This is a genomic window from Melioribacter sulfuriphilus, assembly GCF_052656625.1.
Genome location: NZ_JBQXXK010000007.1, coordinates 121,895 through 147,500, shown reverse-complemented (window position 1 = coordinate 147,500; position 25,606 = coordinate 121,895). Strand labels below are relative to the sequence as shown.

Sequence of the window (25,606 nt, the reverse complement as noted above, 5' to 3'; positions counted from 1 at the left end):
AATGCCCGACAAAAATAAAATCGAGTACTTTCTTTTTAGAAGTCTGGTTGCAGTTTTTAATAAAATCGGTCTTAATCGTACCAGAAAATTAGCACGTATTATTGGCTTCTTATTCTATTATTTAATTCCTATTCGAAAATCTACCGTACTGAAGAATTTAAGAAAAGCATTCCCGGAAAAATCTAAAAAAGAAATTCATAAAATTGCCAGGCAAAATTATGTTCATATGTCAATTACATTTTCCGAACTGATGATTTTGCCTTCTCTTGAAGACACAGAAATCAAAAACGAAATTATTTTTGAAAATAAGGCGCATATTGAAGAGATAATTAACAATGAAAAAGGAACGATACTACTTACCGGTCACTTTGGCAATTGGGAAGTTATTATGTCGGCATTGGCTGTTAATATTCCAGCTGTCTATAATGTTCTGGTTAAACCACAAAGAAATATTTACATTACAAAGTGGTTAGAAAGCACACGCAAGCGCGGAAATATTAGGGTTATTCCCTCTGGTGTAACGGTTAAACAAATATTTAGTGCACTTAAAAATGGGGAAGTGGTTGGCATTGCCGGTGACCAGCGAGGACCAGCAGATGCGTTTCGATTCAGCTTCTTTGATGTACCAACGGCTCTAAATACCGGAGCTGCAGCGTTTGCGCTAAAAACAGGTAGCGATATTCTTTTGCTTGTTGCTGTACGTCAGCATGATTTCAAATATAAAATTTATACAAGTAAATTAGAGCTCGATTTAGTACAGGGGGAATACAATGAAAAATTAATTTATATAACTCAAAACTATATTTCCTTCCTCGAAAGCTATATCAGAAAATATCCCTCGCAGTATTTCTGGATGCACAAAATATGGAAGTACTGAATAAACATGAAAAAATACTCGTAATCCAAACTGCTTTTATGGGCGACGCAATCCTCACTCTACCGCTAATAAGGAAATTAAAAGATTCATTTCCTAACAGTATTATTGACGTACTTACTATACCGCAATCAAAAGAGATATTTGAAAATTCTCCCTTTGTGGATGAACTGATTTTATACGACAAAAGAAGGGATAAATCTTTCAATACTTTCTTCTCTATTATTAAAGGAATACGAAGTAAAAAATATACGCGACTTTATTCCCCACACCGTTCTTTCCGTTCTTCTCTCGTTGCATTAATGTCAGGGATAAAATTCAGAGCGGGATTTGATAAAGCTGCAATGAGTTGGGTTTATAATTATCGCGCTGAGTATCATAATTCTATTCACGAGGTGGAAAGAAATCTCAGACTTGCTGGGCAGAATGAAAAAGATGATTCCTGGAAAATATTTCCTGAATTTTTAATAGAAGAAAAAGTATTGATAAAAGTTAAATCTCTTTTGCCATCTTCGGAAAAGAAAATAATATGCATAGCTCCTGGCTCTGTATGGTCTACCAAAAGATACCCACGCTACGACGAAGTAATAAAAAAATTAATTGAAAAGAACTATTTCGTAATTTTGATCGGAGGACCAGACGACATCTCTCTATGCGAAAATTTGAGTAAAAACTTCGACATGACGGATTTAATTTCTTTAGCAGGAAAATTAACAGTAATTGAAAGCGTGGCTTTGCTGATGAATTGCGATGCGCTGATTTCAAACGACAGTGCACCAGTGCATATGGCTATGGCAACAGATACGCCAGTTATCGACGTTTATTGCTCAACGGTTCCCGAATTTGGCTTTTACCCATATAGCCGTTTCAGTTCGATTGTCTCTTACGCAGGTCTCGAATGCAAACCGTGCGGCATTCATGGACATAATTCATGTCCTATTAAATCATTCGATTGCGGGTATATGCTCGAGCCGGACATTATTGTTAATGAATTGGAACGCTTGCTAATTCGAAAGCAAAAATCTAACTAAATTGTTATTTTAAGGCTGTCTATCACGGAATTTATTGATGAACTGGCTTAACTTAAAAAAATTCAAAAAAATATTTTTCCTTCTTACCCCGAATATTCCCGACTCGGGTACAAAAACTTATAAGTTAAGTCTACTCCGTGCAAGTGCCTATGTTTTTATCTATACTGTAGTTGCATGGTTCATCCTGATTTTCATTCTTTCAGTTACACCAATCAAGAATTTTATGTTTGTACTGGACAATCAGGAACTGAAACTCCAGCGAGAAAAAATAAACGAACTGCAGGGGAAAGTAAACTTATTGACTTCACAGCTCGAAAAAATCGCTTCTACCAATGAAAAGTTAAAATATGCGGTAATGCTGGCAAATTCAGATTCATCCGATTCTACGCGTATTCTTTACGACTCACTTCAAAAGAATATTAAAAAACGAATCGAACTTGGCGGGAATATTTTGAAAGCGATTTCGTTATTATATTATAAATTATCCGAGCAAGATAAAGAAACCGGGAAACCAATCTTTTTTTTTACACCCGTCAGAGGTGTCATCACAAAAAAATTTAATCCCTCCGAAGGGCATATGGGACTTGATCTGGGAGTTAAAGAAGGGACTCCAATTTATGCCGCAGCCGGTGGACTGGTTATCTTTGCCAACTATACAATTGACTATGGATATACAATCATTCTTCAACATGATGACAATTATATTTCGATCTACAAACATTGCTCTGAGCTTTTGAAGAAGCCGCAGGATTATGTGGTGGCTGGCGAATTAATCGCTCTAAGTGGCAATTCGGGTACGAAAACCACAGGACCACATCTCCATTTCGAATTGTGGTTTAAAGGCAAACCTGTCGACCCCGAGCAATATATTCTAATTAAATAGGAGTTTAATATGGCATTGAAAAAAGAAATTAACGAAGAGGAAGTAAGTATAATTAGCAACGGCGTAAAAATCGAAGGTAATATTAATAGCGAAGGAAACGTAAGAATTGACGGAATAGTTAGGGGAAATCTTTCAGTTAATGGAAATTTGACTATGGGCGAGCAAGCTCAAGTTATTGGAGAAATTAAAGCACGTAATGTAATTACAAACGGCAAAGTAGAAGGTAAAATTATAGCTGCCGAAAAATTGCGCCTTGAATCGAAAGCGGTCGTCAAGGGTGATATTATATCAAGAATATTAATTGTAGAAGAAGGTGCGGTCTTCGACGGAAATAGCAGTATGAATGCACCCAAGCTATCTAATGAAGAAAATAAATAACACAACGTCTAAACTTACTGAAACTTACAAAACTGTCGGTCCGTATCTCGGTCTGGGTACACAACTGGCTGCTACAATCATACTAATGTTCTTTCTGGGAAGGTGGCTCGACAAAAAATTCAATTTGCATCCCTGGTTAACGATTATTTTTTCGTTTTTCGGCGGATTTGCAGGAATTTACAATTTTATAAAAGCTGTTATGAGTTTAAATAAGAAAAAAAATGATTAGAGCAGCTAAAAATATATTAGTTCTATATATGTTTTTGAATTTAACTGTTCTTATGACCTTTATGACAAATATTATAAATTCAGGTCTATTTATCTCTATAATGGTGCCCAGTGGTATTGTTTTCATAAATTTTATTGTCTTTTCATTATTGTATAAAAAGTCGACAGAAAAAGGGAATAAAATTTTTCTTCTTTATAACCTGGGAGGTATGGGTTTAAGGATGATTCTGGTTTTGCTTCTAATTTTTCTTTCTTTAAAATTCTTGAAAATTGATAAATATGGGTTTATATTTGCATTCTTTATATGGTATATTTTGTTTTTAATAGTCGAGATAAAAGCCGTAAAGGCAAAAGCGGATGCAATAAAAGGTAAATAATTAAAAATGTGGTATAATACCTCTGCAGTAACAGATACTTTGAAAGCAGCGGAATCGGGAGGAAATGATTCCGGTTGGATAATGCACCACATACTCGATTCGAGAGAACTCGATTTCGAGCCTTTTGGCATTATTCATCTACCAGAAATTCACCTTTTTGGAATTGACCTGTCGATTACCAAACATGTAGTCTTTATGTGGGTTGCTGCTTTAATGTTAATTTTTATCTTCTGGAAAGTTTCTAAGGAATACCGGAAATCGCACGTACCTCACGGCGTATCAAATTTAATGGAAGTTCTGATTGTTTTCGTACGCGACGAAATTGCACGGCCAACCATCGGTAGTGGATACGATAGGTTTCTCCCATACCTTTTGACAGTCTTTTTCTTCATACTTACTTGTAATTTTTTAGGACTTGTGCCGTATGCTGCAACTGCCACGAGTAATATAGCCGTTACAGCTACATTGGCCACTATGTCTTTTTTTGTTATTCAGATTGGTGGCATAATTAAAAATGGATTCTTCGGTTATTTCAAAGGTCTAATACCGCACGGTATACCGGTCTGGCTGATACCTATTATGTTTGTCGTTGAAATATTGGGACTCTTTACAAAGCCATTTGCACTGGCAATTCGTCTTTTCGCAAATATGACAGCTGGACATATTGTTATATTGGCTCTGCTTGGTTTGATATTTATTCTTAAAACATATATTGTTGTTCCTGTTTCAGTTGCATTTGCTCTTTTTATCTATTTGCTCGAAATTTTGGTTGCATTAATACAGGCATACATTTTTACAATGCTTTCATCCCTGTTCATCGGGATGGCATATCATCAAGAACATTAATTAATAACAGATATTAAAGGAGGAATTAAATGGATTTCGCATATTTAGCAGCCGGTTTTGGAGCAGCATTAACAGTTATTGGCGGTGCCTTTGGCATCGGTAAATTAGCCAGCTCAGCAATGGAAGCCAGCGGTCGTCAACCTGAAGCTGCAGGTGATATCAGAACTTCTATGATTATTGCTGCAGCATTAATCGAAGGTATTTCGCTCTTTGCGCTCGTTATTTGTATTCTTCTGGCATTAAAATAATATTTGACTCTTTTATTTAAGGAATCATTATAATGATACTTGGGAAAATGTTTGCTCTGCTTCTCTTTAACACAGGCGAGGCTCCAGGTAGTCCACTTGATGTTAACCCGGGACTTATAATCTGGACACTCGTTACTGTTGCTCTGTTGCTGGTTATTTTGAAGAAGATAGCCTGGAAACCGATTCTTAATTCCTTAAATGAAAGGGAAAATTTAATACGAGAATCTCTTGAAAAAGCTGAAAAGGCAAGAATTGAGGCTGAAAAGCTTTTCGAGCAAAATAAAGAAAACCTCAAAAAAGCCGAAGCTGAAGCTCAAAAAATTATTGAACAGGGTCGGCAATATGCCGATAAGTTACGTGAACAAATTCTCGAAGACAGCAAACAACAAGCCAAGAAAATGATTGAAGAAGCTACCCAAGAAATCGAACGTAAAAATGCCGAAGCATTTTCTAAATTAAAAGATCAGGTGGCAGACATTGCAGTATCAGCAGCAGAAAAAATATTGAGAGAAAATCTCGATAAAGAAAAACAAATTAAAATTATCACAAAGTACCTGGAAGATCTATCTAAGAATTGATATGAGTGTATACAGAGTTGCATATCGTTATGCCAATTCACTTTTCAGTTTATTGCTTGAAAAAGCAAAAGACAACGAGGCTTTGCTCGACGAAGCAGCTTCGGATGTCGATTTTGTTTTCAGTACGCTGGAAGCTTCCAGAGAGCTTAGAGCGATTCTGAAAAATCCAGTAGTCAAGCATTCTGATAAGAAAGCTATTCTCCATTCGATTTTTGAAAACAAAATTTCTAAAGTTATTGTTGATTTTATCGATTTCGTTCTCGAAAAAAACAGACAGGATATTCTCAAAGAAATTATGCACGAATTCCTTTCTCTCTATGATGAAAAAAAAGGAATACTCAGAACACAGGTAACTACCGCGGTGGATATTCCTGACGAATTAAAGGAGGAATTGAAAAAAAATCTTGAGAAAGTTACCAGAAAACAAATTATTCCTACTTACAATGTAGATGAAAAAATAATGGGTGGTTTCAAGGCTCAATACGGAGATACTATAATTGATGCCTCTGTAAAGAGTCAACTGGGACGCCTGAGAAAAAAATTATCTGAAGATATTAGTTTATCGAACAATTAGGAAAGAAAAATGGTAGAAATCAGACCTGACGAAATATCGGCAATTTTAAGAAAACAACTTGCCGGCTACGACAACGAAGTTGAAGTTTATGATGTCGGAACTGTATTACAGGTGGGTGACGGTATTGCGCGTATTTATGGATTGTCGAAAGTAATGGCAAGCGAACTGGTGGAATTTCCAAATAATGTTATTGGAATGGTGCTCAACCTCGAAGAGGACAGTGTCGGTTGCGTACTTTTTGGCGAATCGAGCTTAATTAAAGAAGGCGATACTGTAAAAAGAACCAAACGAGTTGCTTCGTTTCCCGTCGGCGAAAAACTATTGGGCAGAGTGGTTGACCCGCTCGGTCAGCCTCTTGATGGCAAAGGCGCTATTCAATTCGAAAAATACGCTCCAATTGAAAGAAAAGCCCTCGGAGTAATTTATCGTCAACCAGTTAAAGAACCGCTTCAAACTGGTATAACGGCCATCGACTCGATGATTCCAATTGGAAGAGGCCAGAGAGAGCTTATCATTGGTGATCGTCAGACTGGTAAAACTGCCATTGCTATCGATACAATTATTAATCAAAAGTATACTCATACCGAGGAAGCGAAAAAATACGGTATTAAACCCGTTTATTGTATTTACGTTGCAATCGGGCAGAAAAATTCTACAGTTGCGCAGGTAGTAGCTAAACTTGAAGAAAATGGAGCTATGGAATATACCACTGTAGTTTCCGCACCGGCTTCGGCTCCTGCTCCTTTGCAGTATATTGCGCCGTATGCAGGTACTGCGCTGGGAGAATATTTTAGAGATTCGGGTCGTCATGCACTTGTAATTTATGACGATTTATCGAAGCAAGCAGCTGCATATAGAGAACTATCGCTTCTTTTGAGAAGACCTCCAGGACGCGAAGCCTATCCTGGCGACGTTTTCTATCTTCACTCCCGCTTACTCGAACGTGCTTCCAAATTAAGTGAAGATCTTGGCGGAGGAAGCCTGACGGCATTACCAGTTATCGAAACACAACAGGGTGACGTTTCGGCATACATTCCTACAAACGTTATTTCGATTACAGACGGTCAGATTTATCTTGAACCAAATTTGTTTAACGCAGGTGTACGCCCGGCAATCAATGTGGGTATATCGGTTTCACGTGTGGGTGGTAACGCACAAATCAAAGCTATGAAAAAAGTAGCAGGTTCACTCAAACTCGATTTAGCACAGTATCGTGAACTCGAAGCGTTCGCAAAATTTGGCTCGGACCTCGATAAAGCTACACAGAAAACGCTTGCTAAAGGTGCTCGCCTCGTTGAGTTGCTCAAACAAGGTCAGTATACACCGATACCCGTTGAGAAACAAATTGTAAGCGTTTTTATCGGGACGAACGATTACCTTGAAACAATAGAAGTAAAAGACGTAAAAAGATTTGAAAAAGAATTTCATGAATATGTGGAGTTGAAGTATCCTCAAATTTATGAAAATATCCGTACTACAAAAGAATTGAAAGAAGACACTGTAGAACTGCTTAAAAAGGCAGCAGAAGAATTTTTACAAAAATTCAATAAATCCTGATTATAAGAATGGCAACGCTTAGGGACATAAAAAGAAGAATTATTGGCGTAAAGAGCACGCAGCAAATAACCAAAGCAATGAAAATGGTAGCAGCGGCGCGACTACGCCGGGCGCAGGAAAATATTATTAATGCTCGTCCTTATTCGCGTAAAATTTCCGAAGTGTTGTCTCACCTCTTAAAGATCGAAAAGAACTTCAGCCACCCGTTTTTAACTGATCGCAAAGTAGAAAGCGTTGCCTTTGTTATCGTTACTTCCGACAGAGGGCTTTGCGGCAGTTTTAACATGAACGTTATCCGTACAGCCGAAGAATTGATCAAAAACGACTACAATAGATATTATGAAGAAGGCAAATTAGAACTTTATTGTGTAGGCAAAAAAGGACTCGATTATTTTAGTACACGAAATTACAAAGTGGCTGGTGCACACCCCGGAATTTTTTCTCGCTTGAAATTTGAATTCGCTTCCGGCTTAATCAAAGAACTGACGCATAAATTTATTAACGTGCAAATTGATAGAGTCGTTGTTATTTATAACGAGTTCAGGTCAATTATTCAACAAAAAACAGTTGTAGAACAATTATTACCGATTGTACCATTTGTTGAAGAAAATCAAGAAGTGAACGTAGCTGAGTATATATACGAACCGGATAAAGTTGGCATAATCAATTCATTGCTTCCCAAGCATCTCAATTCACAAATGTGGAAAGTGTTGCTCGAATCGTATGCTGCAGAATTGGGCGCCAGAATGACGGCAATGGATATGGCTACTGAAAATGCCAAAGAATTAATCAGAAACTTGCAGATAACATATAATAAGGAAAGACAGGCAACTATTACTCGAGAGATAATTGAAATTGTATCCGGGGCAAATGCACTTAAAGAAGGATAAACCCGTTAGAATAGAAGCCGGAACTGAAATAGTTTGATATTCATCACCTTTTTATTATCTTAACGAGAGTTGATTAACTATGCTCGAAGAACTGACTGAAAAATTCGAACGGGTACTTAAGAAAGTAACTGGACAGGGAAAATTAACCGAAGAAAATATTTCTGAAACTCTTCGGGAAATTCGTCGTGTTCTTTTGGATGCTGATGTAAATTATAAAGTTGCAAAGCAATTTATTGAAGATGTCAAGGTAAAAGCACTTGGGAAGGAAGTTCTTACTTCCATTACTCCCGGTCAGCTTATTACAAAAATTATTTATGACGAATTAACCAGGCTACTTGGCAGTAACGGGGCGGAAATTAAATTAAATCCCTCCGGAATTACAACCATTATGCTCATTGGACTTCAGGGTTGTGGTAAAACTACATTCAGCGCCAAGTTAGCAGGTTTATTAAAAAGCAAAAAACGAGATGTTCTTTTAGTTGCTGCCGACGTTTATCGGCCTGCAGCTGTCAACCAATTGAAAATACTTGGCAAACAGATCGACGTTCCAGTCTTTTCGATTGACGGCTGTATGGATCCGGTGAAAATTGCCGAAGAAGCTATCGAGTATGCCAGAGGAAATAAGCTCAATACCGTAATTATCGACACTGCGGGCAGATTGCATATTGACGAAGAAATGATGCAAGAAGCCGCTGCAATTAAAGCAAAGGTCAAGCCGACTGAAACCTTGTTCGTTGTCGATTCGATGACCGGTCAGGATGCTGTTAATTCTGCAAAGGCTTTTCATGAAAAAGTTGACTTTGACGGTATTGTAATTACAAAGCTGGACGGCGATTCGCGAGGCGGTTGTGTCCTTTCAATACGCGCCGTTGTCGATCGCCCGGTTAAATTTGTAAGTACTGGCGAAAAACTCGATTCGATCGAAGTCTTTTATCCCGACAGGCTGGCTTCCAGAATTCTCGGGAAAGGCGATATCATTTCCCTCGTCGAAAAGGCTCAAAAGCAGGTCGACGAAAAGGAAGCCGAAGAGCTACAAAAAAAATTATTAGCAAATAAGTTTGACTTCGACGATTTTTTGAAACAAATTAAGATGCTAAAAAAAATGGGTTCTTTAAAATCGATCATTTCAATGCTCCCGGGAGTCGGTTCGGCAATTAAAAATGCGGACATTGACGATAAACAATTGGTAAAAGTGGAAGCAATTATTCAATCGATGACAAAAGAAGAACGTCGAAATCCAAAAATTCTTAATGGTAGTCGACGCAAAAGAATTGCACGGGGTAGTGGTAATTCGATTCAGGATGTCAATCGACTTATTAAGCAGTTTAATGAAATGCAGAAAATGATCAAGATGATCAATAAACAAGGTGGTGGAAGGGGGATGTTGAATTTGAAAAAATTTGGATTAAATTAAACATAAAGGAGGAATAAATAAATTGGCGGTTAAATTAAGACTGAAACGAATGGGAAAAAAGAAGCAGCCTATCTATAAAGTTGTTGCTGCCGATTCGAGATCACCAAGAGACGGTAAATTTATCGAAGCAATTGGAACGTATAATCCCAAATCTGAACCGGCTGCAGTAGAAATTAAAGAGGAACGTGCTCTCTACTGGTTAAATGTTGGAGCTCAACCGACTACAACGGTTCGAAATCTGCTTTCTGCTCAGGGAATTTTCCTTAAAAGACAACTACAAAAAAAGGGTTTGTCTGAGCAGGAAATAGAGACAAAACTCGAAGAATGGAAAAAAATGAAGCAAGCTAATTTAGAAGCTAAACTGAATAAGAAAGCAGCCAAAACCAAAAAAGAAGAAAAACAGTCGGATGAAGTAAAGTCTAAAGATTCACAGGAAGCACAGGGTACTGCTTCCGAAGAAGCCTGAATCCGATAATTATGGAAACAGGTACTCTAAATTAGGTACCCGTTATTTACAATATTATAGGTACTCTCATGAAGGAATTTATTGAATTTATCGCAAAACACCTTGTGGATAATCCCGATACTGTACAGCTGGAAGAATCCACTCCCGACGAAAAAACCATTGAACTTACTCTTAAAGTCGGTGCTGACGACGTCGGTAAGGTAATCGGAAAACAGGGAAAAACTGCTCAAGCAATGCGTACATTGCTGACAGCTATCGCTGCTAAAGAAGGTAAACGTGCCATATTAAAAATCTTAGATTAATCGTTTGCTGCGGGATGCAAAATCCTTCGGTAAATGATCTAATCTTAATTGCTGTTGTTAAATCCGTTGCAGGCGAGCAAGGATTTTTTGCGGTAGATTCCTATTCCGATTTTATTGAGAGATTCTTCAACCTCGATTATGTTTATGCTGAGTTTTTTGGCAATGTAAAACGTTTCGAAGTCGAGGAGAGTGTGGTTGAAGATGACCGTGTCTTACTGAAAATAAAAGGTTTCGACACGGCTGAAGATGCAGCTTTGTTTATTGGAAAGAGATTATTCGTGGATGAAGAAAACAAAGTTGAACTTGACGATTTTACTTTCTTTATCCATGATTTGATAGGTAGTAAGGTCTACCGTGCAGGTTTTTTTATTGGCACAATTGAAGACGTTTGGGTTCTTAAATCTAATGACGTCTATGTTATTAAAGACAATGACGGAAAAGAAATCCTTTTTCCGGCAATAAAAAATTATATTAAAAATTTCGATGCTGTTAAAAAAAGACTCGACTTAACAGACGATAGCGATTTGCTCTATGACAATGAGGATTGACGTTATATCAGCAGTGCCCGATTTTTTTACGAGTCCGTTAAATACCAGTATACTCAAGCGAGCGCAAGAAAGAAAAAAAGTTGAAGTATACGTTCATAATTTACGGGATTATGCATACGACAAGCATAAGCAGATAGACGATAAACCCTTTGGCGGTGGACCCGGAATGCTTCTTAAACCGGAACCGTTCTTTGAATGTATTGAAAAATTAATGGACCAGCGGAAATACGACCATATAATATTCCCGACTCCCGGTGGTAAGTTTTACAACCAGAAACTTGCCAATCAATTTTCGCTGGCAAAAAATATTATGATTATTGCTGGACACTACAAAGGTATCGATGACCGCGTAAGACAAAAATTTGCTACCGACGAAATTTCGGTAGGTAATTATATTTTGACCGGTGGTGAAATTGCAGCTCTAATAATAATTGATTCTGTTGTTCGATTGATTCCGGGAGTACTCAACGACAGCGAATCGGCATTGAACGATTCACTTATGGACGGTGATATTATTGAAGCACCTTATTATACTCGGCCAGCGGTTTATAAAGGAATGGAGGTTCCTGAAGTGTTACGATCGGGCAACGAAAAAAGAATTAAAATGTGGAAAGAAGAGCAATCGAAAATTTTAACAGAAAAATGGAAAAAAATAAATAAAACGGAGTAACAATGGATAAGATAAAAGAACTGACAGCTGAACAGATACGCACAGATATTCCAGAATTCAGAAGTGGCGATCGTATTAAAGTTCACGTAAGAGTTATTGAAGGCGATAAAGAAAGAATTCAGCCTTTCGAAGGAGACGTAATTAACATACGCGGCTCAGGTCTAACAAAAACTTTTACGGTTCGCAAAATTTCAAGTGGTGTGGGAGTCGAAAGAATTTTCGCCTTTAATTCACCCAAAATTGCCAAAATTGAAGTTATCCGTCAGGGTAGAGTAAGGCGTGCTAAGCTCTACTACCTGCGCAATCTTTCGGGTAAAGCCGCAAAAATTAAAAATAAGAATGATAAATAATATGAAAAGCCGCTCTAAGATGCGGCTTTTTTTATCTATGCCATGAATTTGTATGTGCCAAATAATATCTTTATTCAGATTTTCACCAATGAACCTACAATAAAACAGAATTATTGTATCATCCCTTCTCCTTCGTCTTTAGTAGTAAAAAATTTGTTGAACGATAAAGAAAGTATCGGTCTTATTCCCTCACTGGAATTAATCAACAATAAGGAAATTTTCGTTTCTTCGAAAATTGGTATCTCATTTGATGGTTTATTGTCAGCCGCTTATCTCTATTTTGTAAAGGGTGAAAGAACCATCGATAAAATATATCTTCGCGGCGACATTTCCGTCAACGAAGCCTTAATTTCGAAGATTCTCTTTGAAGAACGTTACTCAGTTGACCCTGAAATAATTCTGGATACTTCTTTAAAATTAGCTCCTCAATTTGACTATCTGATTGCTGGAGACGAAAATTTTATTGACAGTAAATACAAAAAAGGACTTAGTCTGGCAGATGAAATTTCCGATCTTTTAAATCTGCCATATGTTAATTATTTGCTGGTGTCCGAAAACAAACAAAATCTTGAATCATTCAATAATACATTTAAGAAAATCGACACATTGATTGAAGACAATATCGACAATATTTTGAATGAATTAGGTTTGAGCGATGATACAAAAAACTTTATAGCCGACAATTTTAACTCAATTTATTATGAACTAACGCCCAACGAAACAGAAGCTATTCAGGAACTAATTAAACTGGTATATTATCACGGAATAATCGATGATATTATTGACGTGAAATTTATTTAATCTGGTTCTGAACAATAAAAAAGCTGCCTCCAGGAAGGCAGCTTTTTTTGTATTAATCGAGCATTACGTGAGAGTAAGTAATTACATCTGGATTTTGTCTAATTTTTTCGAGCATTTCATTACTGAGAGGAGCTTTAAGTTTCATAGTGCAGCATGCAACCAGTCCACCGTCGAAAATAATGTTTTCAATTTCCTCTATGTTGATATCGCCGTCTTTAATTATACCGAGTACTGAAGCAAGCACGCCGGGCTTATCATAATGTTTAACGACGAGTTGATAGTGTGTATCGGGTGCTTTTGCTTTGTTGACCCAGTGAGCAATAACTCCGCTTTTAATATAATCAAGGATGATATTAACAGTTTCTTCAGCAACTGCGTTTTGTGCCTGTTCTGTTGATGCTCCGATATGATGAGTAACATAAACATTTTCGAGTTCTTGAAGTTTTGAAGAGACGCTTCCTTTTTTGTCTTCCGGCTCGTCATTGAAAACATCCAGTCCCACGCGCAAATTTTTTTCTTTTACTGCCTTGATCAATGCTTCTTCGTCTACGACGTCGGCACGCGAAGTATTGATAAATATTGCTCCATCTTTCATCATATTAAACATCTTTTCGTTAAATAATCCTTTGGTTTCTGGGGTTGATGGGAGGTGAACTGATACTACATCTGCAATCGGTAAAACTTTGTCGAATTCGGAAAAGTCTTTAACGCCGTAACCCTCAATCCTCGAAATATCTTTTGCATAGATATTCATGCCAAGAGCTTGAGCACGTTTTGCTACTTCTTTTCCGATATGACCGTATCCTACGATAGCAAGAGTTCTGCCGTAAAGTCCTTTTGCTTTAGAGTATTCGGCCTTGTTCCATTTGCCATTCCTGAAATCAATTACATTATTTGGTATACGCCTGTCACAGGCAATCATTAGTCCGATAGCCAGCTCGGCTACTGCAATTGCATTTTTACCCGGGCAATTAGCAACATAAATTCCTTTTTTGTTTGCAGCAGGTATATTAATATTATTTACACCGGCACCTGCACGTACAATTAAATTCAAATTCTTCGATTTCTCAATTGTCTCGGCGCTGACGACTGTTGAACGCACAACTAAACAATCAACCTCTTGTGCAGCTTCCGGCAAATCTTTTTCTCCTAAATTAGGATTATAGATGACTTCAATACCGGCTTCTTCCAGTTTTTTAATATACTGTTCAGGAAATTTGTCGGCTATTAATACTTTCATTTTAATTTATCCTGTGTTTGTTAATGATTTCTATTTGTTGAGCATTGGTATATTGATATTGAATTTCAAGGCGTTGTCGATGGCTCTTTCATATCCAGCATCTGCATGACGGACTATTCCCATACCAGGGTCGTAAGTTAAAACGCGTTCAAGTCTTTCTTCAGCAGCAGATGTGCCATCTGCAACGATAACCATGCCGGCATGAATCGATTTACCAATCCCTACACCTCCGCCGTGATGAACGGATACCCAGCTAGCTCCTCCAATGGCATTTAATAGAGCATTAAGAATTGGCCAATCTGCGATTGCATCGCTTCCGTCTTTCATTCCTTCGGTTTCACGGTTGGGAGATGCTACCGATCCACAATCCAGATGGTCTCTTCCAATTACAATGGGGGCTTTTACTTTTTTACTTGCTACAAGCTGATTGAAAATTTTCCCAATTTTAGCTCTTTCACCATAACCCAACCAGCAAATACGCGCAGGCAATCCTTGAAAGTGAACTTTTTTACCCGCCATTTCAATCCATCGTACAAGTTTTTTATTGTCTGGTAATGCTTCAATAACTGCATTATCGGTAACATAAATATCTTCTGGATCGCCACTTAATGCCACCCACCTGAAGGGTCCTTTACCATCGCAAAATAGAGGTCTTATGTATTCTGGTACGAATCCCGGAATATCGAATGCATTTTCCACACCGTTATCTTTTGCTTCTCCACGAATATTGTTACCGTAATCAAACGCAACTGCGCCTCTCTTTTGAAATTCGAGCAGTGCTTTTACATGCTCTACAATTGTTTTCTTTGCCAATGAAATATATTTTTCTGGATTTTGTTTTCTAAGACTCAATGCTTCTTCGAGACTCATACCCATCGGGACGTAGCCATTAAGAGTGTCGTGTGCAGACGTTTGGTCTGTGACGATATCTGGAATGATATTTCTTTTTAGAATTTCCGGCAGCACTTCGCCTGCATTACCTACCAGTCCAACCGAAAGTGCTTCTTTTTTTTCTCTGGCATCGAGTACAAGTTTAAGAGCTTCGTTGAGGTCGTAGGTCATTACATCGATATAGCCTGTATCGAGTCGTTTTTGAATTCTGGAAGGATCGACTTCGATTCCCAGGAATGCAGCACCGTTCATAGTAGCGGCGAGAGGCTGAGCTCCGCCCATTCCACCTAATCCTGCAGTCAACAAAAATTTACCGGATAACGAACCGTTAAAGTACTTATCGGCGCATGCTGCAAAAGTTTCATATGTACCCTGAAGTATTCCCTGAGTGCCAATATAAATCCAGCTACCTGCTGTCATTTGACCGTACATTGTAAGTCCCAGACTTTCGAGTCGCCGGAATTCATCCCAGGTTGCCCAATCAGGAACGAGCATTGAATTTGATATTATAACTCGCGGTGCATTTTCATGAGTTCTAAAAATAGCAACAGGTTTACCCGATTGAATTAACAAAGTTTCGTCATTGTTTAATTCTTTCAGAGATCTTACAATAGCATCAAAACTCTCCCAGTTGCGGGCAGCTTTACCAGAGCCTCCGTAGACTATCAGGTCTTCGGGTCGTTCTGCAACTTCAGGATCCAGGTTGTTCATAAGCATACGCATTGCGGCTTCCTGAATCCAGCCTTTACAAGTTAATTTTGTGCCTGTTGGTGCTTTCACTACTCGTTTAGTCATTAAAGTGCGTCTCTATTATGTTTTTATATTGTTTGTAGAGAGGTTTGAAAAACAATTTTTTTATGAATCCCGCATTTTTAATCTGTTTTTCTAAATGCTTTTCATTTTCTTTCAGTCGGAATACGAGTTTTGTCTTTTCGTCTTTTGTCAGTTTGATAGGGTTATCTTTACTTTCTAATTTTTGAATCAACGAGTTAAATGTTTTAATTTCGGTGTAAAATCTCTCGTCATTCGACATTTGTTTCACAATTGATTTACAAAAAGTGATTAATAATTTTTTTTCGTTCTTGTCGAATTCATAAGAATAATTTTTAAAGAGTGGTTTAGCCATAATTATACCTTTAATGATAGTAATTTTTCTCTCATTTTCTGAAAACCGGGTTTAATAACATGGTAAATATAATATAATCGTTTTTTGTATGGAATAAATGATGACTTCATCGCATTTATATTAAGCTTTTCGACGTCGTCCAGATTAAGTCCAAACAGCTCACTTGCTATTGTATATTCTTTGGTAAGAGTAGTATTGCTCATCAGGCGGTCGTCGGTATTAAGGAAGACTCTAAATTTTTCACGGAACAGTTTGATGAACGGATGATTTTCGAGTTTGTCGATTGCGCCGGTATGGACGTTGCTCAAAAGACAGATTTCCAGAGGCAGTCTCGTGTCGAGTATATATTGTGCGAGTTCCCCCAATTGAACCACGTTGCCATCCTTATCGAACACAATATCTTCGACAAGTCGTGTTGCGTGTCCTATTCTGTGAGCCCCACAAATTTGAATAGCCTGCCATATCGATTCTTTACCAAAAGCCTCGCCTGCATGAATTGTAATATTGAAATTTTTTTGCTTTATGTACTGGAATGCGTCGAGATGTTTTTTGGGAGGATATCCGCCTTCTTCGCCCGCAAGGTCAAATCCTACCACGCCTTGATTTCTGTAATTTACAGCCAGCTCGGCTATCTCGAGTGTATTCTTCATATTCCTCATTCCACATAAAATCAATCCATAACCAACTCCGAAATCTCTTTTGCCTTCTTCCAGACCTTCAAGGACAGCATCAAGAATGTCCTCGTAATAAAGACCTTTTTGCGTATGAAAGACCGGGGCAAAACGGGTTTCGACGTAGCATACACCGTCGTTTTTCATATCCTCCAGCATTTCATAAGCTACTCTTTTGAGAGCTTCTTTCGTCTGCATAACTGCACAGGTGTGTTCAAAACCCTGAAGGTATTCAACGAGGTTTCCTTTATTTGCACCTCTATGAAACCATTCAGCAAGTTCCTCTGCGTCGGTTGTAGGTAATTTTTTATATCCAATTTGTTTTGCAAGTTCAATTATCGTTTGAGGTCTCAAACCACCGTCGAGATGGTCGTGAAGCATTACTTTGGGCACATTTCTGATGATTTCTTCTGTTTTCATTATGTCCTCTTTTATTTTTAAAAATATCCTTTTAACACTCTAAAATCAATTTGACATTTAGTAAAATGGAGAGCTTCAATGCGAGATTCTTTAGTGAAGCATTGAAAAAAATCTTGACTTAGGAATCTTAAATTGGTTATTTTTCGAGGTATTTTTTAAGATAAAATTCAGGAGTATCAATGAAAAAAGCGCTTATATTTTTAAGTATTTTGGGGATGGCTTTGGGGATTACGGCATTTCAGTGTGCTTCGGCGGAATTGACAGGCGCAAAGCTTTATATTAATCAAAAGCAGTACGAAAAAGCTAAAGAAGCACTTCAAAAAGATATTGCTAAAAATCCAAATAGTGACGAAGGATGGTATCTTCTGGGATATATTTATGGTGAAGAAGGTAACATTCCCGAAATGTTAAATGCTTTCGATAAATCTTTATCAATAAGTGATAAGTACAAAAGTCAGATTGAAGATTCTAAAAAATATTACTGGGCAACGAGCTTCAACAAAGGCGTAAATTTCTTCAATAAAGCCAGCAATACAGCCTCTAAGGATACAATGCAAATCTTCTTCGAACAGGCTGCGGAACAATTTAAAAACTCGATTTTGTGTCAACCCGATTCGTCGGTTGGCTACATTAATCTTGTCTATACTTATCTTAATATGAATAAAATTGACGATGCAATTGAACCGCTTGAAAAATTAACTTCACTTGGAAATTCGGCAGAAGCATTTTCAATGTTAGGACAAATCTATACAGAAAAAGGTAATACTTTAATCGATTCATATCGCGAATCTAAAAATGAACAGGATAGCGTTAAAGCATACGAATATTTTGATAAGGCTATTTCTGTACTTGAAAAAGGAAGAGATTTATTCCCGGATGACAACGAAATTTTATTGAGACTTTCGAATGCTTATATTTCGGCAAATAAGCTCGACGTGGCACTCGAAGCTTTCAAAAAAGGCGTTGAAAAAGATCCCGAAAATAAATTCTATCAGTACAATTTAGGTGTTCTACTTTTGAATGCAAATGATTTTGAAGGTGCAGAAAAACATTTCAAAAAAGCGATAGAGCTCGACCCACAGTACACAAATGCAATTTACAACCTGGCTGTAACATATATTCGCTGGGGTGCAAAGATACGCGAGGAGATGGAACAAAATGAAAATGTGAAAATAGACGAAACTAAGTACAAGGAAAAATTCCAGGCTGCCATTCCTTATCTTGAAAAGTATCTGGAAGTAAATCCCAACGAAGCAGCAATATGGGAATTATTGGGTAAAGTTCACGCTAATCTTGGCAACGAAGAAAAATCGGCAGAAGCTTTCAATAAGGCGGATCAGTTAAGAAAATAATTTTTTGCCGGGGGAATTTGATTTCCCCCGGTTTTTCCCTCGCAATGCAAACTTCCCTATAAAACAGGAGCGGCAATGGAACAGAACGAAATAAAAGCTCAACAAATAAATATCGAATTGGGTGAAAAAGAAGCCGAAGGCATCTATTCGAACCTCGCAATAATAACACATTCTCCCGCTGAATTTGTAATCGACTTTACGAGAGTGGTACCTGGAGTGCCAAAAGCAAAAGTGTTAGCAAGAATAATAACAACGCCGCAACATGCAAAAATGCTAATGCGTGCTCTTAAAGACAACATAGAAAAATTTGAAGCACGCTTTGGCGAAATACGAATCGACGCTCACACTTCTCCTCAATATGGGTTTATAAATCCCGATAAGGAAAACAAGATAAATTAAAAACAGCGCCGGGCAAGCTCCGAAATTTTAATTGAGTAAATCATAATATTTAATTACATTTCTGTCGTCTTCAATTAGGGCTGGTAAAATAAATCGGAGCTGCAATGAAGAGAATTACCCTTTTGGTTTTTCTGCTGGCGACAACTTTAAATGCACAGCAAGGGATTTCAATTCAACTGGATATTTTTCAGGACCTCAGTACTATAGACCTTGCGGCATTCCTGCCGGACAACAATATCGCCAATCAACCTCGTGTTATGAGAGTATCAATTTTTCCCGAAAATGTAGAAGTAATTGTTGAAGGATTTGTAGAATGGAAAAAAGATGAAACTTCCGGCTTTGTTCAAGTTGCCTACTTCAAAACCGCCCCTTTTTTATCCAGAAGTTTTTATAACGACGAACTGGATAATGACGATTTAATTTATGAAGAATCCGAATTGAATTCTGATGTTATTTCCGATATTGTCAGTATTGGAAAACCAAGAGGTATTTTCAGGGTAGTTTTGAAAGTACAGGACATTAATTCAGGTGAACAAGATGAAGTGGAAAGGATTTTTACATTTCTTAATGCTACTGCACCTGAAATCACCTCGCCTCTCCAATTTGAAGAAGTCGATGTTGGAAACATTATAATTACGTGGGACCAATCAATAGGAGCAAGCAGCTATATAATTAAGGCAAATTATAAGAATGATGAGGCATCCGACGAAGACGCTCTTAATTCTGGCAATCCGCTTGTGGATAATCTTGAAGTCGATGCAAATATCACTCAAATAAACCTTACTAATTACCTGGGAAGAGAAATCCTGCAGGATACTAATGTGGTTGTTTCGGTTACTGCAAAGATTGAAGGAGCCGGTGAAATTTTATTATTGAGAAGTAAACCAAGAGTTTTCAGAACTTCTTCTACTGCTGGTGGAGAAGCTGCAAATGTGCGTGAGGTCAATCCCGTAATATTGCGATTGGCAAATTTCCTTCAAAACAAGATAAGCTCGGAATTGATAAATAAATTTCTTAACGGCGAGATTTCTCCCGAAGGGATTAAGATTTCAGACAGCGAAGGAAATCAACTTGACTTCAGCGATTTGAATGCTCTTCTCGATTTCTTTGATCAAAATGAACAATCTATAATTTCAGTAGAGTTTAAAAACAGGTGAAGGCAATGAAGAGTAAAGTTTTTATCTTATTAATTATTCCACTTCTCTTTGGATTTAAAAGTGGAGAAGTTGGCAATCTTCAAAAACCTGCCGACGATACAAAGGAAATCATTGCCCTAATTAAAAAAGTATTTAATAGTGTAACATTTCGCTTGACCGAAAAAGAATCTAATTGGCAGGAAGCAAAAATTGGGTTACCCCTTTCTGACGGAAACGAACTGAGAACAGGTTCGAAATCCCTGGCAGTTGTGTTATTCAAAGACGGGTCGGGAATCTTAAGAGTGCGAGAAAATTCAATACTTCATATTTACGGTGCCTCGGAAGGACGTAAATTAAACAAGGATGCGTTTCTTCAAAGAGGGATGATCGGCTTTGATGTGAATAAACAAGACGAGGGAGAAGAATTTCGTTTTACTACTCCTACGGTCGTTGCATCTATACGAGGCACGAATGGATTTCTCGAATTTGACGAGGATAGCACTTTTACCATGTCTTTAGAATCAGGAATGGCCGACCTATCTTTTCGAGGTCCTCAGGGCGGTAGTGGACAATTGAACGGAGGGAATACAGTTGTTATCACACCCGATGGCAATTTCCAATTCCGCACTCAAAATCAGGAAGACCTGAATAAATTAAATATGTCCAAGCATGCAGCAGTTAAGAAAATTTATATTGAAACTGATGAAGGTACAATTGAGATTGAGTACTACGCTCCCGAAGAATAAAAATTTATTACAAGGTATATTTATGAGTAAAAAATATATCATTGTTTTGTGTTTATTGGCGAGCTTAATGTATGCTCAGGTCAGTAATTATATTACAGATGTGCAGGTAAGTAAAGCCATCGAAAATTCGCCGTTAAATATTACTGCCAATCTGACATCCGGTGAAAATATTTCCTCGATGGAAATTGCTTTCAGACAGTTCGGTAAAGATGAATATAGTCTTAAAGAGATGGAGATTAAAGGTAATACTGCATCTGTTAATATTGTCGGCGAGTCTGTACAAAGCCCTTACATCGAATATTACATTGTCATAAATCTGAAAGACGGATCTACCGAGACTTATCCGGAGGGAGTACTTAATGGTGCCCCGCCCATTCAAATAGCAGTTCAAGCGACATCTGAAAAAGATAAAGAGATTTTAATTTTAAGTCCCGCACAATCAGAAAAATTAACCCCAGATAATTTCCTGTTAAGTTTATCTTTCATGAAAGCCCCTGAAACAGTTGATATAAAGAAGACCAGGATATTATTAAACAACGAAGATGTCAGTTCTAAAACACTTATTGCGGGTGATCTGATTATTTTGAGCTCGTCGAATATAAATATAGAACCAGGAAATTATGTTCTAAAAGTGGAAGTGTACAACAAAGATGGCAACATCTATCATACAATATCCCGCTCAGTTCAGGTTGTATCAACTGAGACAATGGAGCAGCTGGAAAATCAATTTAAATTAAGAGGGAATATACGCGCTGAAACCCGATCTGAAAACATGAGCGAATCGAGCACTCAGTATTCCAACATCAACGCAACATTAAATGCATCATACGGTTTCTTGAATTTAGAAGGACAACTTTATTTAACTTCGGAAGAAAAAAGTTATCTACAACCTTACAATCGTTATCTGCTTAAAATAGCCGGGGGCGAAGTCTTTGAACTTCATCTGGGCGACACGTATCCTCAATTCCCATCGCTAATATTAAACGGCAAGAGAGTGCGGGGAATAAGCGGCGAGATTAAATTGGGTCTTTTAAATATTCAAAGTTCACTTGGTGAGATTTCGCGTGGTATTGAAGGTAAACTTATCGAAACATATCAAAAGGAAAATGCTCCATTAGGCTCTAATATAATTTTGATAGACGAACTCAAGTATGGCAATCCATACGGTAAAGTGGAACTGGGAACTTATAAAAGAGAAATATTTTCACTCAGACCATCATTCGGCAGTGGTGAGAATTTTCAATTGGGTTTTTCTTATTTACACGGCAAAGACGATCCAGGTTCTATTGAGTTTGGAGCAAGGCCCAAAGAAAATGCAGTCTTTGGTACAGATCTGATGTTTGCTCTCGATAACAAAAACATAGTATTCAATTCCCAGGTAGCATTTAGTATGAATAATAATGATATCTCGGCAGGTGAAATTGACGATGCCAGAATTGATTCGGTATTTGGAGAAGGGAAAGCCATCGATGTCGATCCCGATCAAATAAGAACTATACGCGATCTACTCGGAAATTTCATAACTGTTAACGAATACCTGGGTCCCCTTAACCCTCAAGAATTAGCTTCGTTTGCGGCAGAAACCAACTTAAATATCAATTACTTTTACAATACTTTGAAAGCCTCGTACATTTATCGTGGCAACGATTTCCAGTCATTTGGACAGAATTATTTGAGGACTGATGTAAAAGGATTTAATATAAGCGATCGTCTCCGTCTTCTGGATAATCAATTGTTCATTTCCCTTGGAGTTGAAAAACTGGAGGACAATTTACAGAATACAAAAATTGCCACTACAACTTTTGATAATATTTCATCTTCGATATCGTATTTCCCAAGGATTAATTTTCCAAAAATTACTTTATCGTACAGCGTCTACAAAAAAAATAACGGCATCGATATTTACGATACTCTCTATAACAATTATATGATTAAAGACAAAACGAACAGAATTTCACTGGGTGTGTCGTATAATTTTAACTGGTATGTTCGCAACTCGATTTCTTTCACTCTTGTAAATCAAAAGAGGGAAGATGAAACGTTGTTTAATAATGATCTTAATTATAATTCAGTTTCTTTGTCGGTCAACAGTTTCTGGAACCGTAATTTGACTTCTTTGATACAAATACTGTTCAACTCGACAGAGATGCAAAGTACTTCTTACGATTACGTTTCATTACTTGGACGTGTAAATTATAAAATGTTGGAAGATCGATTGCAATTTACATTTTCTTACAATCCAAGTTTCGGGGATTATAAAAGACATTATGTAGAACTGCTGGCAGATTACAATTTGATTGCTAATCTTTTTCTTGGATTTCAGGCGCGATTATTCCATTACCCTGGGAAATATACCAATTCAATTGCTGGATTATATGCAAGATTAAATTTCTAAATGGAAATAAAAAAAGAGAAAGATTTATTTGGCGGGATTTTAATTGTATTTCTTTCTGCAATTTTATCCTTTTTAATTACGAATGTATCGCCATTTCAGATCTCACCATTGAAGGATCTGGAATTACGCCTTATCGATAAACGATTTCATGAAAGAGGTGCACTCGATATCAAAGATAGTTCGAATGTTATTCTCCTTGAAATTAATCAAAATACATACGACCAGATACCGGAAAGTCAAAGGAGATGGCCCTGGCCGCGATCCATTTTTTCACATGTCATCGATAATCTTTCGCAAGCAGGTGTAAGAGCAATAGGTATTGATATCAATTTTTCTAATCCGGATTCATATTCTTCGTTGAACGACTCCCTAATGTCTTTATCAATCAAAAGGTGCGGAAAAGTTGTGCTTGCCGGTAAAATCGACATCTCAAATGAGAGTAAATTACAGGCGGGAAAGAGTTTTATTTCCAGTACAATTTACAACTTAGACAATATATTTTTTGGCGTTGACAGTTCAATCGGGATTGTACAGGTGCCATCCGATAACGACGGAGTTTATCGCAGGTATCTTCCTTATGTCAGCTCTGCCGTAATTGGAAAGTCTTTCCCCACTTTCAGCTTTGCTATCATCAACAAGTTCAAAAGTCTGAAGAACAATTATCTGGTTAAAGATACCGCCGATTATTTTATTTTGAACGACGTCAGAATTCCTAAATGGGACACCGAAAGTATGCTTATTAATTTTTACGGAGGTGATGCAACGTTCAAAAGAGTTAATTTAATTGATGTACTGGATGATAAGGATTATGAAACATCAGACGAACAATTGCTCGGCATCGAAGTTAATACATGGGACGACCCGGATATCGGATTGCTTCATTCAGGAATATTCAAAGATAAAATCGTCATTATTGGTTCGACCATGCCAGAAGATAGAGACCTGCTTCCGGTTGCATTTTCGGAAGGCAAGACTGGAAGTAACATCCTCTATGGTATCGAATTCCATGCAAATGTAATTCAAAATATTTTATGGAAAGATTTTTTATATAGGCAGTCATCCTCTGTAATTTTTATTCTTACCTCAATTCTTTCTTTTCTTACTTTTATTCTTACAAATGCCGTAAGAAATATTAAATTGAAAAATAGTATCGTCATTGAAGTGTTAAATATGACGGCCATTGCCTGTAGCTTATATTTAATCTACAGAGGAGCTGTAATTTTGTTTATTGATTTTCATCTTGTTGTGCCGGTAGTAAATTACTCGCTTGCGGTGGTATTGTCCTATTTTACGTCGACAGCGTATAATTTTATTACCGAGCGGAAGCAAAATCTTGTTATAAAAAATATGTTCAGCCAGTATGTAAGCAAGGAGATTGTAAATGAGTTATTAAAGAATCCATCAAAATTGAGATTGGGTGGGGAAAGGAAAGAAATTACCATAATGTTTTGTGATATTGCCAATTTTACATCGTTCTCCGAAAAAAGGAAACCCGAAGAGCTGGTCGGATACATTAATGAATTCCTTAACGAAATGAGTGAAATCATAATTGAACATAAAGGTACTGTCGATAAATATTTAGGTGATGCAATTATGGCTTTCTGGGGAGCCCCTGTTGAAATAAAAGATCATGCGTTGCTGGCTTGTCATGCAGCATTAAAAATGCAAAAACGTCTCGTTGAACTGAGAGAGAACTGGATGGCTGTTGGAGAAATACCAATTTATATTAGAATTGGTATCAATACAGGTGAAGCAATTGTGGGTAATATTGGAGGTGCAAAGAGATTTGACTACACTGTGCTGGGCGATAACGTCAATCTGGCATCGAGACTTGAAAGCGCAAACAAAGCCTACGGTACTAATATTATGATTAGCGCATCGACTTATGAATTGATTAAAGAACATTTCCTCGCAAGGGAACTCGATGTAATCAGAGTAAAAGGTAAAATGGTACCGACTAAAATTTATGAACTGATCAGTCTAAAGGATGACGTTGCAGCAAAGGTAGCACTGGAAAAACTCGATTTTTATTTCCAGGGCTTAAGCTTGTATAAAATGCGCAATTTTGAAGCTGCTTGTGATTACTTCAAGCGAACATTTGATGAACTGAAAGATTATCCTTCACGAGTTTATGCAGAGCGTTGCGAATTTTATATTACAAATCCACCACCTGCAGATTGGGATGGAGTTTTTGAACTTACCACAAAATAATGGA

28 protein-coding genes are annotated in these 25,606 nt (G+C 37.4%); 24 read left to right on the top strand and 4 right to left on the bottom strand.

Annotation, left to right across the window (positions count from 1 at the left end; genetic code table 11):
* Nucleotide 1: 1 nt before the first annotated feature.
* From ACUN8G_RS10795 to ACUN8G_RS10710, 18 genes are all read left to right on the top strand, one after another.
* Nucleotides 2-877, top strand: a complete 876-nt coding sequence (locus tag ACUN8G_RS10795; RefSeq protein WP_437347429.1) for a lysophospholipid acyltransferase family protein — start codon at nt 2-4, stop codon at nt 875-877.
* Nucleotides 865-1,905 carry a glycosyltransferase family 9 protein gene (locus tag ACUN8G_RS10790; protein ID WP_437347430.1) on the top strand — a complete coding sequence of 347 codons (1,041 nt, stop codon included), beginning with the start codon at nt 865-867 and terminating at the stop codon, nt 1,903-1,905. The genes ACUN8G_RS10795 and ACUN8G_RS10790 overlap by 13 nt, the downstream gene beginning before the upstream one ends.
* 37 nt (nt 1,906-1,942) lie before the next feature.
* Nucleotides 1,943-2,788 (top strand): M23 family metallopeptidase, encoded by an 846-nt coding sequence (locus ACUN8G_RS10785; RefSeq protein ID WP_437347431.1) that lies wholly within the window; start codon nt 1,943-1,945, stop codon nt 2,786-2,788.
* Between the two features lie 9 nt (nt 2,789-2,797).
* Complete coding sequence (locus ACUN8G_RS10780) at nt 2,798-3,166, top strand: bactofilin family protein (RefSeq protein WP_437347432.1); 369 nt, start codon at nt 2,798-2,800, stop codon at nt 3,164-3,166.
* Nucleotides 3,150-3,395 (top strand): AtpZ/AtpI family protein, encoded by a 246-nt coding sequence (locus tag ACUN8G_RS10775; RefSeq protein WP_437347433.1) that lies wholly within the window; start codon nt 3,150-3,152, stop codon nt 3,393-3,395. Before ACUN8G_RS10780 ends, ACUN8G_RS10775 begins: the two co-directional genes overlap by 17 nt.
* 382 nt (nt 3,396-3,777) lie before the next feature.
* Complete coding sequence (gene atpB / locus ACUN8G_RS10770) at nt 3,778-4,617, top strand: F0F1 ATP synthase subunit A (protein ID WP_437347435.1); 840 nt, start codon at nt 3,778-3,780, stop codon at nt 4,615-4,617.
* A 29-nt stretch (nt 4,618-4,646) separates the two neighbouring features.
* Nucleotides 4,647-4,865, top strand: a complete 219-nt coding sequence (gene atpE / locus ACUN8G_RS10765; protein WP_014854956.1) for an ATP synthase F0 subunit C — start codon at nt 4,647-4,649, stop codon at nt 4,863-4,865.
* A 32-nt stretch (nt 4,866-4,897) separates the two neighbouring features.
* A complete protein-coding gene (gene atpF / locus ACUN8G_RS10760; protein WP_437347436.1) occupies nt 4,898-5,443 on the top strand; it encodes a F0F1 ATP synthase subunit B in 546 nt (181 codons plus the stop codon).
* Nucleotide 5,444: 1 nt separating this feature from the next.
* On the top strand, nt 5,445-6,017 hold the full coding sequence (gene atpH / locus ACUN8G_RS10755) for an ATP synthase F1 subunit delta (protein WP_437347437.1): 573 nt from the start codon (nt 5,445-5,447) through the stop codon (nt 6,015-6,017).
* A 9-nt stretch (nt 6,018-6,026) separates the two neighbouring features.
* Nucleotides 6,027-7,574, top strand: a complete 1,548-nt coding sequence (gene atpA / locus ACUN8G_RS10750; protein WP_437347438.1) for a F0F1 ATP synthase subunit alpha — start codon at nt 6,027-6,029, stop codon at nt 7,572-7,574.
* 8 nt (nt 7,575-7,582) lie between these two features.
* Nucleotides 7,583-8,464: an ATP synthase F1 subunit gamma gene (gene atpG, locus ACUN8G_RS10745; RefSeq protein WP_437347439.1), complete on the top strand. Its 882-nt coding sequence runs from the start codon at nt 7,583-7,585 to the stop codon at nt 8,462-8,464.
* A gap of 79 nt (nt 8,465-8,543) precedes the next feature.
* Nucleotides 8,544-9,878, top strand: a complete 1,335-nt coding sequence (gene ffh, locus ACUN8G_RS10740) for a signal recognition particle protein (protein WP_437347440.1) — start codon at nt 8,544-8,546, stop codon at nt 9,876-9,878.
* Nucleotides 9,879-9,900: 22 nt separating this feature from the next.
* Nucleotides 9,901-10,344: a 30S ribosomal protein S16 gene (gene rpsP, locus ACUN8G_RS10735; RefSeq protein WP_437347441.1), complete on the top strand. Its 444-nt coding sequence runs from the start codon at nt 9,901-9,903 to the stop codon at nt 10,342-10,344.
* Between the two features lie 68 nt (nt 10,345-10,412).
* Entirely contained in the window at nt 10,413-10,646 is a 234-nt protein-coding gene (locus ACUN8G_RS10730) for a KH domain-containing protein (RefSeq protein ID WP_437347442.1), read from the top strand.
* A gap of 14 nt (nt 10,647-10,660) precedes the next feature.
* Nucleotides 10,661-11,194 carry a ribosome maturation factor RimM gene (gene rimM, locus ACUN8G_RS10725; protein WP_437347443.1) on the top strand — a complete coding sequence of 178 codons (534 nt, stop codon included), beginning with the start codon at nt 10,661-10,663 and terminating at the stop codon, nt 11,192-11,194.
* A complete protein-coding gene (trmD, locus tag ACUN8G_RS10720; protein WP_437347582.1) occupies nt 11,184-11,864 on the top strand; it encodes a tRNA (guanosine(37)-N1)-methyltransferase TrmD in 681 nt (226 codons plus the stop codon). The genes rimM and trmD overlap by 11 nt, the downstream gene beginning before the upstream one ends.
* 2 nt (nt 11,865-11,866) lie before the next feature.
* Nucleotides 11,867-12,214 (top strand): 50S ribosomal protein L19, encoded by a 348-nt coding sequence (gene rplS, locus ACUN8G_RS10715; protein WP_437347444.1) that lies wholly within the window; start codon nt 11,867-11,869, stop codon nt 12,212-12,214.
* 54 nt (nt 12,215-12,268) lie between these two features.
* On the top strand, nt 12,269-13,015 hold the full coding sequence (locus ACUN8G_RS10710) for a type 2 periplasmic-binding domain-containing protein (RefSeq protein ID WP_437347445.1): 747 nt from the start codon (nt 12,269-12,271) through the stop codon (nt 13,013-13,015).
* Between the two features lie 52 nt (nt 13,016-13,067).
* On the opposite strand, the gene ACUN8G_RS10705 is transcribed toward ACUN8G_RS10710, so the two are convergent.
* From ACUN8G_RS10705 to ACUN8G_RS10690, 4 genes are read right to left on the bottom strand one after another with little or no spacing between them, the layout of a single operon-like run.
* Nucleotides 13,068-14,255 (bottom strand): NAD(P)-dependent oxidoreductase, encoded by a 1,188-nt coding sequence (locus ACUN8G_RS10705; RefSeq protein WP_437347446.1) that lies wholly within the window; start codon nt 14,253-14,255, stop codon nt 13,068-13,070.
* 30 nt (nt 14,256-14,285) lie between these two features.
* A complete protein-coding gene (gene hutU, locus ACUN8G_RS10700) occupies nt 14,286-15,941 on the bottom strand; it encodes a urocanate hydratase (protein ID WP_437347447.1) in 1,656 nt (551 codons plus the stop codon).
* A complete protein-coding gene (locus ACUN8G_RS10695) occupies nt 15,934-16,272 on the bottom strand; it encodes a hypothetical protein (RefSeq protein ID WP_437347448.1) in 339 nt (112 codons plus the stop codon). Before ACUN8G_RS10695 ends, hutU begins: the two co-directional genes overlap by 8 nt.
* 2 nt (nt 16,273-16,274) lie before the next feature.
* Nucleotides 16,275-17,363: an adenosine deaminase gene (locus tag ACUN8G_RS10690; protein WP_437347449.1), complete on the bottom strand. Its 1,089-nt coding sequence runs from the start codon at nt 17,361-17,363 to the stop codon at nt 16,275-16,277.
* Nucleotides 17,364-17,542: 179 nt separating this feature from the next.
* On the opposite strand from ACUN8G_RS10690, the gene ACUN8G_RS10685 reads away from it, so the two are divergent.
* The 6 genes from ACUN8G_RS10685 to ACUN8G_RS10660 all read left to right on the top strand — a co-directional run bounded on the left by ACUN8G_RS10685 (nt 17,543) and on the right by ACUN8G_RS10660 (nt 25,602).
* On the top strand, nt 17,543-18,715 hold the full coding sequence (locus ACUN8G_RS10685) for a tetratricopeptide repeat protein (RefSeq protein WP_437347450.1): 1,173 nt from the start codon (nt 17,543-17,545) through the stop codon (nt 18,713-18,715).
* Nucleotides 18,716-18,790: 75 nt separating this feature from the next.
* Nucleotides 18,791-19,114, top strand: coding sequence for a DUF3467 domain-containing protein (locus tag ACUN8G_RS10680; protein ID WP_437347451.1), 324 nt, complete (start codon nt 18,791-18,793; stop codon nt 19,112-19,114).
* A gap of 104 nt (nt 19,115-19,218) precedes the next feature.
* Nucleotides 19,219-20,271, top strand: a complete 1,053-nt coding sequence (locus ACUN8G_RS10675; protein ID WP_437347452.1) for a hypothetical protein — start codon at nt 19,219-19,221, stop codon at nt 20,269-20,271.
* Nucleotides 20,272-20,276: 5 nt separating this feature from the next.
* Nucleotides 20,277-20,996, top strand: coding sequence for a FecR family protein (locus ACUN8G_RS10670; protein WP_437347453.1), 720 nt, complete (start codon nt 20,277-20,279; stop codon nt 20,994-20,996).
* A gap of 22 nt (nt 20,997-21,018) precedes the next feature.
* Nucleotides 21,019-23,391, top strand: coding sequence for a hypothetical protein (locus ACUN8G_RS10665; protein ID WP_437347454.1), 2,373 nt, complete (start codon nt 21,019-21,021; stop codon nt 23,389-23,391).
* Nucleotides 23,392-25,602, top strand: coding sequence for a CHASE2 domain-containing protein (locus tag ACUN8G_RS10660; RefSeq protein ID WP_437347455.1), 2,211 nt, complete (start codon nt 23,392-23,394; stop codon nt 25,600-25,602).
* The last annotated feature ends 4 nt before the right edge of the window (nt 25,603-25,606 follow it).

Coding starts and splice junctions, on each gene's coding strand:
- ACUN8G_RS10795 (WP_437347429.1), top strand. CDS start 2: ATGCCCGACAAAAATAAAATCGAGTACTTTCTTTTTAGAAGTCTGGTT.
- ACUN8G_RS10790 (WP_437347430.1), top strand. CDS start 865: ATGGAAGTACTGAATAAACATGAAAAAATACTCGTAATCCAAACTGCT.
- ACUN8G_RS10785 (WP_437347431.1), top strand. CDS start 1,943: ATGAACTGGCTTAACTTAAAAAAATTCAAAAAAATATTTTTCCTTCTT.
- ACUN8G_RS10780 (WP_437347432.1), top strand. CDS start 2,798: ATGGCATTGAAAAAAGAAATTAACGAAGAGGAAGTAAGTATAATTAGC.
- ACUN8G_RS10775 (WP_437347433.1), top strand. CDS start 3,150: ATGAAGAAAATAAATAACACAACGTCTAAACTTACTGAAACTTACAAA.
- atpB (WP_437347435.1), top strand. CDS start 3,778: ATGTGGTATAATACCTCTGCAGTAACAGATACTTTGAAAGCAGCGGAA.
- atpE (WP_014854956.1), top strand. CDS start 4,647: ATGGATTTCGCATATTTAGCAGCCGGTTTTGGAGCAGCATTAACAGTT.
- atpF (WP_437347436.1), top strand. CDS start 4,898: ATGATACTTGGGAAAATGTTTGCTCTGCTTCTCTTTAACACAGGCGAG.
- atpH (WP_437347437.1), top strand. CDS start 5,445: ATGAGTGTATACAGAGTTGCATATCGTTATGCCAATTCACTTTTCAGT.
- atpA (WP_437347438.1), top strand. CDS start 6,027: ATGGTAGAAATCAGACCTGACGAAATATCGGCAATTTTAAGAAAACAA.
- atpG (WP_437347439.1), top strand. CDS start 7,583: ATGGCAACGCTTAGGGACATAAAAAGAAGAATTATTGGCGTAAAGAGC.
- ffh (WP_437347440.1), top strand. CDS start 8,544: ATGCTCGAAGAACTGACTGAAAAATTCGAACGGGTACTTAAGAAAGTA.
- ACUN8G_RS10730 (WP_437347442.1), top strand. CDS start 10,413: ATGAAGGAATTTATTGAATTTATCGCAAAACACCTTGTGGATAATCCC.
- rimM (WP_437347443.1), top strand. CDS start 10,661: ATGCAAAATCCTTCGGTAAATGATCTAATCTTAATTGCTGTTGTTAAA.
- trmD (WP_437347582.1), top strand. CDS start 11,184: ATGAGGATTGACGTTATATCAGCAGTGCCCGATTTTTTTACGAGTCCG.
- rplS (WP_437347444.1), top strand. CDS start 11,867: ATGGATAAGATAAAAGAACTGACAGCTGAACAGATACGCACAGATATT.
- ACUN8G_RS10705 (WP_437347446.1), bottom strand. CDS start 14,255: ATGAAAGTATTAATAGCCGACAAATTTCCTGAACAGTATATTAAAAAA.
- hutU (WP_437347447.1), bottom strand. CDS start 15,941: ATGACTAAACGAGTAGTGAAAGCACCAACAGGCACAAAATTAACTTGT.
- ACUN8G_RS10695 (WP_437347448.1), bottom strand. CDS start 16,272: ATGGCTAAACCACTCTTTAAAAATTATTCTTATGAATTCGACAAGAAC.
- ACUN8G_RS10690 (WP_437347449.1), bottom strand. CDS start 17,363: ATGAAAACAGAAGAAATCATCAGAAATGTGCCCAAAGTAATGCTTCAC.
- ACUN8G_RS10685 (WP_437347450.1), top strand. CDS start 17,543: ATGAAAAAAGCGCTTATATTTTTAAGTATTTTGGGGATGGCTTTGGGG.
- ACUN8G_RS10680 (WP_437347451.1), top strand. CDS start 18,791: ATGGAACAGAACGAAATAAAAGCTCAACAAATAAATATCGAATTGGGT.
- ACUN8G_RS10675 (WP_437347452.1), top strand. CDS start 19,219: ATGAAGAGAATTACCCTTTTGGTTTTTCTGCTGGCGACAACTTTAAAT.
- ACUN8G_RS10670 (WP_437347453.1), top strand. CDS start 20,277: ATGAAGAGTAAAGTTTTTATCTTATTAATTATTCCACTTCTCTTTGGA.
- ACUN8G_RS10665 (WP_437347454.1), top strand. CDS start 21,019: ATGAGTAAAAAATATATCATTGTTTTGTGTTTATTGGCGAGCTTAATG.
- ACUN8G_RS10660 (WP_437347455.1), top strand. CDS start 23,392: ATGGAAATAAAAAAAGAGAAAGATTTATTTGGCGGGATTTTAATTGTA.